Annotated in this window: 9 protein-coding genes; 7 read left to right on the top strand and 2 right to left on the bottom strand. The window is 72.0% G+C overall.

Annotated features, from left to right (window positions below; genetic code table 11):
- Positions 1-97 precede the first annotated feature (97 nt).
- Positions 98-4,651 carry an ATP-dependent helicase gene (locus ABZX02_RS28365; protein WP_355302392.1) on the bottom strand — a complete coding sequence of 1,518 codons (4,554 nt, stop codon included), beginning with the start codon at positions 4,649-4,651 and terminating at the stop codon, positions 98-100.
- Positions 4,652-4,760: 109 nt separating this feature from the next.
- On the opposite strand from ABZX02_RS28365, the gene ABZX02_RS28360 reads away from it, so the two are divergent.
- The 7 genes from ABZX02_RS28360 (at position 4,761) to ABZX02_RS28330 (ending at position 11,543) form a co-directional block, all read left to right on the top strand.
- Positions 4,761-6,608: an Hsp70 family protein gene (locus ABZX02_RS28360; protein WP_355302391.1), complete on the top strand. Its 1,848-nt coding sequence runs from the start codon at positions 4,761-4,763 to the stop codon at positions 6,606-6,608.
- 53 nt (positions 6,609-6,661) lie between these two features.
- A complete protein-coding gene (locus ABZX02_RS28355) occupies positions 6,662-7,924 on the top strand; it encodes an MFS transporter (RefSeq protein WP_355302389.1) in 1,263 nt (420 codons plus the stop codon).
- A 9-nt stretch (positions 7,925-7,933) separates the two neighbouring features.
- Entirely contained in the window at positions 7,934-8,128 is a 195-nt protein-coding gene (locus ABZX02_RS28350; protein WP_330849659.1) for a DUF3046 domain-containing protein, read from the top strand.
- A 147-nt stretch (positions 8,129-8,275) separates the two neighbouring features.
- Positions 8,276-9,322 (top strand): recombinase RecA, encoded by a 1,047-nt coding sequence (gene recA, locus ABZX02_RS28345; protein WP_355302387.1) that lies wholly within the window; start codon positions 8,276-8,278, stop codon positions 9,320-9,322.
- 13 nt (positions 9,323-9,335) lie between these two features.
- Positions 9,336-9,845 (top strand): regulatory protein RecX, encoded by a 510-nt coding sequence (locus ABZX02_RS28340; protein ID WP_355302385.1) that lies wholly within the window; start codon positions 9,336-9,338, stop codon positions 9,843-9,845.
- Between the two features lie 331 nt (positions 9,846-10,176).
- Complete coding sequence (locus ABZX02_RS28335) at positions 10,177-10,632, top strand: MarR family transcriptional regulator (protein ID WP_355302383.1); 456 nt, start codon at positions 10,177-10,179, stop codon at positions 10,630-10,632.
- A 110-nt stretch (positions 10,633-10,742) separates the two neighbouring features.
- Entirely contained in the window at positions 10,743-11,543 is an 801-nt protein-coding gene (locus tag ABZX02_RS28330) for an alpha/beta hydrolase (protein ID WP_355302381.1), read from the top strand.
- Between the two features lie 53 nt (positions 11,544-11,596).
- Here ABZX02_RS28330 and ABZX02_RS28325 read toward each other — a convergent pair whose 3' ends face one another.
- Positions 11,597-12,397: a serine protease gene (locus ABZX02_RS28325; RefSeq protein ID WP_355302379.1), complete on the bottom strand. Its 801-nt coding sequence runs from the start codon at positions 12,395-12,397 to the stop codon at positions 11,597-11,599.
- Between the last annotated feature and the right edge of the window lie 12 nt (positions 12,398-12,409).

Below are 12,409 nucleotides of genomic sequence, written 5' to 3'. Positions count from 1 at the left end.
GCCAGCCAGCCCGCGCGTGTCCGCCAGCCCGTCACCGCCGCTCACCCGCGCGGCAGCCGCACCGCCCGCCCGACCAGACCGAAGCCCGGCGCGGCCGTCAGGCGCGCAGGCGCAGGCCCTTCGGGGTGGCGCGGAAGCCCGCCTCCTGCAGCACTGCGGCCAGGTGCGAGGTGAGCGCCACCTCGCCGTCGGCCCGCTGCACCGCCAGCTGGCCCAGCCAGCCGTCGCGGACCGCGCGGCTCAGGGCGTTCGCCGCGGTGCGCAGGGTCGGGTCGTCGTCGGTGAACGACAGCAGCGACTTGCCTCCTCGTTCCACGTACAGGGCCGGGACGCCGTCCACCAGCACGGCCAGGGCCCCGGCCTTGCGGGCCGGGCGGTGCTTGCCCTCGCCGAGCGGGTCCGGCCACGGCAGGGCGGCGCCGTAGGGCTGGGCCGGGTCGGCCGCCGCCAGCACCACCGCGGACTGGTCCGCCTGGGCCGACTGGCCCGGCGGGCGGGACAGCGCCCGCAGGCGGTCGACCGCGCCGCGGGCCGCGAACTGGGCCGCGCCCAGGCCCTCGACCACGTAGCCGCGGATCACCTGGCCCGACTCCTCCATGGCCCGCAGCACCTTGTAGACGCCGCTGAAGCCGCCCGTCACGCGCTCGGTGTCTAGGGCGCCCCTGGTCAGCACGCCGTGCCGTTCCAGGAAGGCCTCGGCTCTCGCGTGCGCGCGGCGGGTCGGGTCCTGGGCCGGGGCCACGGCCAGGGACCAGCGGCCGCCCGCGGTGGGCGGGCCCGTGCGCGACGGCATGTCCGGGCGGGTGCGCAGGCGGGCGTAGCGGCCTCGTGGGGCGCTGCGGCGTGGTTTGTGCGCCGCACCGCCGCCGGAGACGAGGGCGCGCAACGGGGACAGCGTGTCGTTCGTGATCAGGCCCGCCCACACCAGGTCCCACAGCGTGCCGACCACCTCGGCGTCCGTGCAAGTCACCGACAGCGAGGCCCGGTCGACCACCTGGCGGAAGAACAGCGCCCCGCCGGACAGCGCCTCCAGGACCGCCGTGTGCAGCGGTGACTCCGGGATCGACTCGGGCACCAGGTCCGGCAGCAGCAGGTCGGCCACGTCGGTCGGGGCCAGGGCGATCCAGCCGTCGCCGCCGGCCAGCGCGCCGCAGCCCGTCCAGGTGACCTCGCCGGACGCCGTCAGCTCGTCCAGCAACGCCGGGTAGTAGCCGGGCAGCCGGGACGGCAGCAGCAGCGACTCCAGCGCCGAAGCCGGCAGCGGTGCGCCCGCCAGCTGTTCCACCACCGAGAACACGTCGTCGACCGTCGGCGCAGACCGCAGCCGCCGGCCCAGGCCGTGCCACTGCGGCAAGAACCTGCCCAGCGCGGCGGGTTCGACCGGCTCCACCTCGGACCGCAGCCGCGCGAGCGACGCCCGGCGCAGGCGGCGCAGCACGTCCGCGTCGCAGTACTCGGTGTGCGTGCCGCCCGGCCGGAGCTCGCCGCGCACCAACCGCCCCGTGGCCGCCATCCGTTCCAGCACACCCGTCACCACGGCCACGCCGAGACCGAAGCGGGCCGCGGGCTCGGCGGCGGGGAACGGCCCGTGCGTGCGGGCGTAGCGGCTCAGCAGGTCGCCCAGCGGATCCGCGACCGGCTCGGTGAACGCCTCCGGCACGCCGACCGGGAGCGCCACGCCGAGCGCGTCCCGGACCTTGCCCGCGTCCTCGATCGCGATCGTGCGGTCCTCACCGGCGATCCGCACGCGGATCACCCGGCGTTCTGCGACCAGTTCGTCCAGCCACGCGCGGGGCACGCCGCGTTCGAGCGCCTCCGCGTCCGAGAGGTCTCCCAGGAACCGCACCAGGTCCGCGGCGTCCTCGGCGTGCCGCGGGCGCCGGTCCTCGGACAGGCGCTGCAGGCTGCGTTCGACCTCGGCCACGACCTCCGGGTCGAGCAGCTCGCGGATCGCCTCCGACCCGAGCAGCTCCGCGAGCAGCGTCGAGTCGATCGACAGCGCCGCCGCCCGCCGTTCCGCCAGCGGCGTGTCCGCCTCGTAAAGGAACATGCCCACGTACCCGAACAGCAGGCTGCGGGCGAACGGCGACGGTGACGGCGTCTCGACCTCGACCACGCGCACCTTGCGCGCGCGGACGTCCGCCATCAGCTCCTTGAGCCCCGGCACGTCGTAGACGTCCTGCAGGCACTCGCGCATCGCCTCCAGCACCACCGGGAAGCTCTCGTACTTCGCGGCGACCGACAGCAGCTGCGCCGACCGCTGCCGCTGCTGCCACAACGGCGTGCGCCGCTTCGGGTCGCGGCGCGGCAGCAGCAACGACCGGGAGGCGCACTCGCGGAACCGGGCCGCGAACAACGCCGAGCCGCCCACCTCCGCGACGACGATCTGCTCGACCTCGTCGGGGTCGAGCAGCACGTCCTCCGCGCCCGCCGTCACCTCCACGCCCTCGTAGTCGAGCGCGTCGGGCAGGCGCAGCACGATGCCGTCGTCGGAGTGCGCGGCCTGCACCTCGACGCCGCGCTTCTCCCGCAGCCGCGCCGCGATCGCCAACGCCCACGGCGCGTTGACCTGGGCGCCGAACGGAGAGTGCACGACGAGCCGCCAGTCGCCCAGCTCGTCGCGGAACCGTTCCACCAGGACGGTCCGGTCGTTCGGCACGTGCCGCGTGGCCTCGCGCTGCTCGCCCAGGTACGCCAGCAGGTTGTCCGTCGCCCACTCGTCCAGGCCCGCCGACACCGCCCGTTCGCGCGCCGCGGCGTCCTCCATCGTGGACACCTCCCGCAGGAACTTGCCCATCGCCCGGCCGAGTTCCAGCGGACGGCCCGGAGCGTCGCCCTTCCAGAACGGCATCCGCGCGGGCTGACCCGGTGCGGGCACCACGATCACCCGGTCGTGTGTGATGTCCTCGACCCGCCACGACGACGTGCCCAGCAGGAACGTGTCGCCGACGCGAGACTCGTAGACCATCTCCTCGTCGAGCTCGCCGACGCGGGAACCCGGACCGTTCTCCGACGGCGGCGTCATGACGGTGTACATCCCCCGGTCGGGGATCGTGCCGCCGGACGTGACCGCCAGCCGTTGCGACCCCGGCCGGCCGCGCAGCTCGGAGTTCACCCTGTCCCAGGTGATCCGGGGCCGCAGCTCGCCGAACTCCTCGGACGGGTACCGGCCCGACAGCATGTCGAGCACCGCGTTCAGCGCCGAGTCCGGCAGCCCCGCGAACGGCGCCGCCCGCCGCACCAGCGCCGTCAGCTCCTCGACCGCCCACGTCTCCATCGCGACCATCGCGACGACGTGCTGCGCCAGCACGTCCAGCGGGTTGCGCGGGAACCGGACGGCCTCGATCGCGCCGTCGCGCATCCGTTCCGCCACCACCGCGCACGACACCAGGTCGCCGCGGAACTTCGGGAACATCACGCCCTTCGACACCGCGCCCACCTGGTGCCCGGCGCGGCCGACGCGCTGCAACCCGGACGCGACCGACGGCGGCGCCTCCACCTGCACCACCAGGTCGACCGCGCCCATGTCGATGCCGAGCTCCAGCGACGACGTCGCCACGACGCAGGGCAGGCGGCCCGACTTCAGGTCCTCCTCCACCGAGGTGCGCTGCTCCCGCGACATCGACCCGTGGTGCGCACGGGCCACGGCCGCGGTCTTCTGCACCGTCATCCCGGACTGGCCGATCGCCGCGGCCGGGAACGACTCCGGCTCGGCGGCGCCTTCCTCCGCTTCCTCCGCCAGCTCGTTCAGGCGCGCTGTCAGCCGTTCCGCGAGCCGCCGCGAGTTCGAGAAGACGATCGTCGACCGGTGCGCCCGCACCAGCTCCAGCACCCGCGCCTCGACCGACGGCCAGATGGAGGTGCGCTGCTCGGCCCCGGCGGCCGACCCCGACACCTCACCGGTCGGCTGGCCGAGCTGCGCCATGTCCTCGACCGGCACCTCCACCTCGACCTCGATGACCTTGGGCGTCTTCGGCTGCACCACCGACACCGGCCGCCCGCCGGCGAGGAACGTGCCGATCTCCTCGACCGGCCGCACCGTCGCCGACAGCCCGATCCGCTGCGCCGGCTTCTCCAGCAGCGCGTCCAGCCTTTCGAGTGACAACGCCAGGTGCGCGCCGCGCTTGGTGCCCGCCACCGCGTGCACCTCGTCGACGATCACCGTCTCCACGCCGCGCAACGACTCCCGCGCCGACGACGTGAGCAGCAGGAACAACGACTCCGGCGTCGTCACCAGCACGTCCGGCGGAGTGCGCCCGAACGCCCGCCGCTCCTCCGGCGACGTGTCGCCCGTGCGCATGCCGACCGCGATCGACGGCTCCGCGAGGCCCAGCCGGTGCGAGGCCTGCCGGATGCCCGCCAGCGGCGCGCGCAGGTTCCGCTCGACGTCCACCGCCAGCGCCTTCAGCGGCGACACGTACAGCACCCGGCACCGCCGCTTCGGCTCCGCGGGCACCGGGGACGCCGCCAGCCGGTCCAGCGCCCACAGGAACGCGGCCAGCGTCTTGCCCGAGCCCGTCGGGGCGATGACCAGCGCGTGCTCGCCCGCCGCCGCGGCCGCCCACGCACCCGTCTGCGCCTGGGTGGGCGCGGCGAAGGCCCCGGCGAACCACTGCCTGGTCGCCGGTGAGAATGCCTCCATCACGTCCATGGCGACCATCATGACGCCGGGGTCCGACAATTTCTGATTACGCAGGTCCGAGCACCCGGCGAAGCCCTCTGTGGCACGATCACCCGGTACGTCCTGCGAGGGGAGCACGGTGCGCGTCCTGTCCGTCGACCTGGGCACCGCCAACACGGTTGCGGTGCTGTCCGACCACGGCGTGGTGGATGTGGACGGAGGGCCGACGATGCCCTCCTCCGTCTACCTCGACGAGGACGGCTCCCTCCGCGTCGGCAGAGAGGCGGAACGGCGGTCGCGCCAGGACCCGTCGCGCTACGAGCCGAACCCCAAGCGCCACATCGACAAGGCGACGATCAAGCTCGGCGAGCAGAACCTGCCGACCAACGACGCGCTCGCGGCCATCTACGCGCGTGTCATGGAGGCCGTGACGCCGCTGCTGGGCGAGGAGAAGCTCGACGAGATCCGCCTGACGCACCCGGCCGAGTGGGGCCCGAGCAGGCGCAACAAGCTGCTGTCCTCGGCCAGGCTCGCGGGCATGACCGGGGAGCTCGTGCCCGTGCCCGAGGCCATCGCGGTGGCCTCGCTCGGCGGCGGCCGCCCGCTCGCCGTCTACGACTTCGGTGCCGACACGTTCGACGTCTCCGTGCTCGACGCCGAGCACCGCATCCTCGCCGACGGCAGCCTCAGCGACGTCGGCGGTCTCGACGTCGACCAGGCGCTGCTCGAGCACATCGGCCGCATGGTCTCGCACAAGGACCCGGCCGGCTGGCAGCGGTTGCTGCGCCCCACCACCGTCGACGACCACCGCGCCCGCCTCGGCCTGCGCGAGGAGCTCCGGCTCGCCAAGGAGGACCTCTCCGAGCTGCCCCAGGTCGAGGTGATGATGCCGGAGCCGTTCGAGAAGGTCGTCATCACGCGCGCGGAGCTGGAGGCGCTGGTCCGGCCGAGCCTGATCCGCAGCACCGAGGTCCTGATCTCCGCGGTGCGCCGGGCCGGCGTGACGCCCGAGCACGTCTACCTCGTGGGCGGGTCCTGCCGGATGCCGCTGGTCGCGCAGACGATCGCGGAGAAGGTCGGCATCGTCCCGACCAACCCCGACCACCCGGAGACGATCGTCGCGTCCGGCGCGCAGGTCGTGGACCGCGCGATGATCACGCTCAAGGCCGAGGACGACAAGCCCAAGTTCGTCGAGCCGCCCACGGTCGTCACGGCGCCGGTCAGCCCCGCCGTCACCGGGCCGCACCCGGTCAACCCGAACGTCAGCGGCCCGAACCCCGTGGTCAGCGGCTCTTACCCGAGCGGGTCGTACCCCAGCGGATCCTACTCGGCGAGCGGCAGCTACCCCGTCACCGGCCCCTACCCGGTCAACCCGAACGTCAGCGGCAGCTACCCCGCGAACTTCCCGCAGCAGGCGCCGAAGAAGAACAACAGGAAGGTCCTGCTCGCCGCCGGCGCCGCGGTCGTCCTGGTCGCGGGCGTGATCGGCGCGGTCTTCGCGCTGTCCGGCCCGAGCCTGCCCAGCGCCGACGAGTGCAAGGACGACGTCACGCAGGACGGCCAGGGCTTCACGAAGTGCCTGCGCCAGCTCGCGGGCACCGTGCCGGACGGCGGCGGCTGCGAGAAGGCCGACTCCGCGCAGATCACCGGCATGGAGGAGATCAAGGGCATCGTCGTGAGCTGCACGATCCGCGACGGCTACGCGGTGCAGTACATCCTCACCGACAGCGTCACGGGCGCCGAGAACAACGCGGACTCCATCGCGAAGTCGTTCCAGACCGACCGCGTCGAGGCCGACTGGACCGGCAACGGTCTCGAGGGCGACTACCGCGCGGCCACGTCGACAGGCACCGGCGTACTCGTGTTCACCGCCAAAGGCCGCCCCATGTTCGGCATCCTCACCAAGACCGCCGAGGAGAACGCCGACGAGCTCAAGGCGGACGAAATGGCCGATTTCTTCGAGAAGTCCGTGCAACCGGGTGAGTAACCGCCCCTGATGGACCTGTCGGCACGACGCCCGGCCGTGCCACGATCGTGATCATGGTGACCGTCGCGCCGCAGGTCGAACGCGTGCAGCGCAAGGTCGTCCGCGTGCTGACCGGCACCCAGGTCCTGGGGTCGGCGGCGGTGACGATCGGCCTCGCGTTCAGCACGCTGATCGCCGCGTCGCTCTCGGGGTCCGAGGCCGTGGGCGGACTCGCGCAGACCGCGGCCGTCGCCGGTGCCGCGCTGCTCGCCCTCCCCGGCGCCCGGCTCGCGCAACGCAGCGGACGCCGTCCCGCGCTGGTGCTCGGCTACGGCATGGGCGGGCTCGGCGCGCTGATCGCCGCCGTCGCCGTGGGCCTCGGGCTGTGGCAGGTGCTGCTGGTCGGCCTCCTCCTCTTCGGAGGGGCGTCCAGTGCGAACTACGCGGCCCGTTACGCCGCCACGGATCTAGCGCACCCTCACCGCCGTGCGCGCGAACTCTCCCGCGTGGTCTGGGCGGCCATGATCGGCGCGATCATCGGCCCGAACCTCGCCGATCCCGCCGGACGGGCGGCCGGCGCGCTGGGACTGCCGGCGGGCGTCGGGCCGTTCCTGCTGGCGGCGGTCGTGCTCGCCGCCGCCGTGCTGGTGATCCAGTTCGGGCTGCGGCCGGACCCGCTGGTCGTCGTGCAGAGCACCCGAAAGGTTGAATCCGCGGACTGCTGCACCGGAGGTGCCAGCGGCGAGAGTCCCCGCGGTCTCAAGGTCTGGGGCACGCTCGGCCCGATGGCCAGGCTTGCACTCGTCGGTGTGATGTTGTGCCACACCGCGATGGTCGGGCTGATGTCGATGACGCCCGTGCACATGAACCACGCCGGGTCGTCGTTGCGCGTCGTCGGCGTCGTGATCAGCCTGCACGTCGCCGCGATGTACGCCGCGAGTCCCCTGTTCGGGTGGATGGCCGACCGGCTGGGCCGCGTGCCCGTGCTCGCGATCGGCGCGTCGCTGGTGGTGGCGGCCTCCGGGGTCGCGGGCATGGCGCCCTCGCACGACGCCCCGCAGCTCGCGGTCGGTCTGGCGCTGCTCGGGTTCGGCTGGTCCGCGGGGCTGGTGGCGGGGTCGGCGCTGCTGACGGAGTCCGTGCCGGTGGACGACCGCCCCGCCGCGCAGGGGCTGTCCGACCTGGTGATGAACGTCGGCGGCGCCATCGGGGGAGCGGTGTCGGGGATCGTCGTCACCGCGTGGTCGTACGCGGCGCTCGGGCTGATCGTCGGGTTCGCCGCGCTGCCGCTGCTCGTCGTCTGCCTCTTCGCGTCCCTGCGCAGGCCCGTTCGTTAGGGTCTCCCGGTGCGCATCACCATGTTCCGCAAGCTCATGGCAGGGGAGTTCGGGCAGGTCAGGGCGGAGATGATCGCCCACGACCACGTGCTGTCGTCGCTCGGCGGCCGCACCGCCGACCAGGCCCTGGAGGCCGGGATCGGCGCGAAAGAGGTCTGGGTCGCGGTCTGCGACGCGTTCGAAGTTCCCGAAAATCGCCGCTGACGTGGCGGTTCGGAGTGTCACGTGTGCTCGAACACGTGTTCGGCTACAGTGGCCCCGACCCCCGGCTTCGCAGAATTGTCAGACCCCGCCAGTAGCGTCAGGTCCAACATGACGAAGCAACGGCAGACGACAAAAGGTGGACCCAAGATGGCACCCGCAGCACCCGACCGGGACAAAGCGCTCGAGCTGGCCCTGGCGCAGATCGACAAGCAGTTCGGCAAGGGCTCCGTGATGCGCCTCGGCGAGGAGGGCCGTGCCCCGATCGAGGTGATCCCGACCGGCGCCATCGCGCTGGACGTGGCGCTTGGCATCGGCGGTCTGCCGAAGGGTCGCGTCGTCGAGATCTACGGTCCTGAGTCCTCCGGTAAGACCACCGTCGCCCTGCACGCCGTCGCGAACGCCCAGAAGGCCGGCGGCATCGCCGCGTTCATCGACGCGGAGCACGCCCTCGACCCGGAGTACGCGAAGCGGCTGGGCGTCGACACCGACGCGCTGCTGGTGTCGCAGCCCGACACCGGTGAGCAGGCGCTCGAGATCGCGGACATGCTGGTCCGCTCCGGCGCGCTCGACATCCTGGTCATCGACTCGGTCGCCGCCCTCGTGCCGCGCGCCGAGATCGAGGGCGAGATGGGTGACAACCACGTCGGTCTGCAGGCCCGCCTGATGAGCCAGGCGCTGCGCAAGATCACGGGTGCGCTCAGCGCGTCCGGCACGACCGCGATCTTCATCAACCAGCTGCGCGAGAAGATCGGCGTGATGTTCGGCTCCCCGGAGACCACGACCGGTGGTAAGGCGCTGAAGTTCTACGCCTCCGTGCGTCTGGACGTGCGCCGCATCGAGACCCTGAAGGACGGCGGCGAGCCCGTCGGCAACCGCACCAGGGTCAAGGTCGTGAAGAACAAGGTCGCGCCGCCGTTCAAGCAGGCCGAGTTCGACATCCTCTACGGCAAGGGCGTCAGCCGCGAGGGTTCGCTCATCGACATGGGCGTCGACCAGGGCATCCTGCGCAAGTCCGGTGCCTGGTACACCTACGAGGGCGACCAGCTGGGCCAGGGCAAGGAGAACGCCCGCAAGTTCCTGCTGGACAACCCGGACATCGCGAACGAGATCGAGAAGCGCATCAAGGACAAGCTCGGCATCGGCGCCACCCTCGACGCCGAAGAGGCCGCTCCGGCCGCGCCGGTCGAGTTCTAAGAGGTAGTGGGGTTTGGACGAGGCTGAGGAGCAGCGCAAGGCGCGGGACATCTGCTACGCGCTGCTCACCGCCAGGGCCCGTTCCCGGCAGGAACTGCACGACGCCTTGCTGCGCAAGGGGATCAGCGCCGGCGCCGCCGAGGTCGTCCTCGGCAAGTTCGACCGCGCCGGCCTGATCGACGACGCGCAGTTCGCCGAGATGTGGGTGCGGTCCCGGCACACGTACAACGGCCTGGGCCGCCGTGCCCTCGCCATGGAACTGCGCCGCAAGGGCGTGGCGGACGAGGTGGTGGCCGAGGCCGTCGCCGCGGTCGACGGCGAGGCCGAGGAAGAACGCGCCCGCGAACTGGTCCGCAAACGCCTGCGCACCCTGTCCACCGTGGACGAGACGACGAAGATCCGCCGTCTCGTGGGTGCGTTGGCGCGCAAGGGATACGCCGAAGGCCTCGCCTACCGGGTGGTGCGCGACGAGTTGCGCAACGCGGGCGACGAGGCCACGGCGCTGGACGAGCCCTGGTCGTGACCGCCGGTCTCGTGCCGACGGGTGGGTCGGTGGTCGTGGTGCGTGAACCGCTCCCGGCGTCGTGAGTACGAACGCCCCGTAGTCGAGCCTTTCGAGACCGCGGGGCTGGGCGTGACCGCTGGCGGTCACGTGCGGCCGACGGGTGCGTGAACCGCTCTCCGGTCATGTGTACGTACGCGCCCCGTAGTCGTGCCTTTCGGGACCGTGGGGCGGGCGCATCTGATGCTCCTGGGGCGCCGCAGCGTGTCCCGGGCACACCCGGCCTGGGCGTTGGCGGCGCGGTGTTCGCAACGCCACAGATCCCGGTGCTACCGCGAGTAATCTGGTTGACGTGAGCACCACACCCGACGCCCCGTCCGCCGTGACCCCCACGGTCTCGGACCTGCTGTGCTTCGACCTCTACACGACGTCGCGTGCGGTCACCGGCTTCTACCGGCCGATCCTCGACAAGGCGGGCATCACCTACCCGCAGTTCCTGGTGATGCTGCTGCTGTGGGAGCGGGACTCGCGGCCGATCAGGGAGCTCGTGCAGGAGCTCGACCTGGAGTACAGCACCCTCTCACCGTTGATCAAGCGGCTCGAGAAGGGTGGTCTGCTGGTGCGCGTCACGCATCCCGACGACGAGCGGTCGGTGCTCGTCCAGCTCACGGACAAGGGCCGTGAGCTGCAGTGGATCGGCGCCGAGATGTTCAACCAGCTCGGCAAGGCGCTCGGCATGACGCTCGAGGAGATCGCGGTCCTGCGCAAGGCGCTGAACCGCGTGAGGCACGGCGCCGAGCGCCGGTGAGCTGAAACACATCGCGTACGAGGTAACTCGTCGGGTAACTTACATCGTGCACGACCTAATCGAGCGCGATGCACCACCGCCACGGTGCCTGACGAGAGAGTGAGAGAGCAATGCGAGTTCGCAAGGTGATCGCCGTTCTGGGGACGCTGCTGGCGCTGGGTGCCGTTGTTCCGTCGGGCGCCGGTGCCGCGGACGAGACCTCGAAGCCCGGCACCAAGAAGCCGACCGTCGTGCTCGTGCACGGCGCGTTCGCGGACGCCTCCAGCTGGAACGGTGTCGTGGAACGGCTACAGCGCAAGGGATTCCCGGTCGTGGCGGTGGCGAACCCGCTGCGGTCCGTCGCCGGTGACGCGCAGTACCTGAAGCAGGTGCTGGCCACGATCGACGGTCCGATCGTCCTCGCCGGACACTCCTACGGCGGCATGGTCCAGTCGGCCGCGGCGCTCGGCAACCCGAACGTGAAGGCGCTCGTCTACGTCGCGGCGTTCGCGCCGGAGAAGGGCGAGAGCGCCCTCGGGCTGTCGAACAAGCTGCCCGGCAGCACCCTCGGCGAGGCGGTGCGGCCCATCGCCCTCGGCGACGGCACCACCGACCTGGTGATCGCGCAGGACAAGTTCTGGCAGCAGTTCGCGGCCGACGTGCCCCGCAAGGACGCGACGCTGGCGGCGGCGACGCAGCGTCCGATCAACGACGCCGCGCTGACCGAGGAGGCCGGCGAGCCCGCGTGGCGCGCCATCCCGTCGTACTTCGTGGTGGCGGGCAAGGACAAGAACATCCCGATCGCCGCGCAGAAGTGGATGGCCGAGCGCGCTCACTCGAAGGCGACCGTCGAGGTCGAGGGCGCTTCGCACTCGGTGGCAGTGTCGCACCCGGACACCGTGGCTGACCTGATCGTGCGCGCCGCGCGGTAAGGGGAGGACGAGGAAGCCGGGACGCGGGCAGGGGCGTCCCGGCTTCCTCGCGTTCAGGGCTTCGCGACCCGGCAGCCGGGCAGCGACAGGTCGAGCCTGCTGCCGGGGCGGAAGCAGGCGGCAAGACCGTAGGTCTGCTGGCCGTAGCCGGTGCCGCGGCGGACGGTGATCGTGCCGTCGGCGCCGACCTCGCATGGGTTGTTCATCGTGCACCGGCCGCCGCTCTCGTTGCCGGTGTTGTTGACCCCGACGACCTCGCCGCTCCCGGCGTCGATGATCGGCGCGCCCGACGTGCCGCCGATGGTGTCGCAGGACGGCGTGTAGCGCAGCGAGTCGTCCCAGGTCCAGCCCGCTTCCCTGACCTGGTGGACGAACTCGTCGAGCCGGCACGAGTAGATCTTGGTCCAGTAGCCGGAGACGATCCGGATCTCCGACTGGACGGCGGGTCGCGTCGTCGACAGTGTGAGCGCGCGGCCACCGTGCTGCTCCTGGATCTGCCGGTAGGTCTGGTCGAGCCGGTAGAGCGCGGCGTCGGTGCCGGTCATCGTGGCGTACACGAGCCGGGAGCTGTGCAGCTTCGCGATCTCCGCACCAGGCCCGCTGAGCAGCTTGAACGTCCGGTCCGCAGGTTGGTCGACGAGCACCTGGCCGGCCTTCATCAACTCGACGCAGTGCCCGTTGGTGAGCACGAGCGCCTTGTCTGCGGCGCTCGAACCGGGCAGCCGCACGAGTGAGCCGGAGCAGTTGTTCAGCTTCACCGCGCCGGTGAAGTCGACGGGAGCCTGAACGGGTGCCGTGGTCATGCCGAGTGTGGCGATCGCGGCCAGCAGGGGTCCGGCGAGTCGTCGTGCCATGCACGGATCGTA

The organism is Lentzea sp. NPDC003310, from assembly GCF_040610935.1.
Classification (GTDB): Bacteria; Actinomycetota; Actinomycetes; order Mycobacteriales; family Pseudonocardiaceae; genus Lentzea.
The sequence above is the reverse complement of the archived record's forward strand: the minus strand, read 5'-3'. Positions and strand labels throughout refer to the sequence as shown.

Coding starts and splice junctions, on each gene's coding strand:
- ABZX02_RS28365 (WP_355302392.1), bottom strand. CDS start 4,651: ATGGACGTGATGGAGGCATTCTCACCGGCGACCAGGCAGTGGTTCGCC.
- recA (WP_355302387.1), top strand. CDS start 8,276: ATGGCACCCGCAGCACCCGACCGGGACAAAGCGCTCGAGCTGGCCCTG.
- ABZX02_RS28355 (WP_355302389.1), top strand. CDS start 6,662: ATGGTGACCGTCGCGCCGCAGGTCGAACGCGTGCAGCGCAAGGTCGTC.
- ABZX02_RS28325 (WP_355302379.1), bottom strand. CDS start 12,397: ATGGCACGACGACTCGCCGGACCCCTGCTGGCCGCGATCGCCACACTC.
- ABZX02_RS28330 (WP_355302381.1), top strand. CDS start 10,743: ATGCGAGTTCGCAAGGTGATCGCCGTTCTGGGGACGCTGCTGGCGCTG.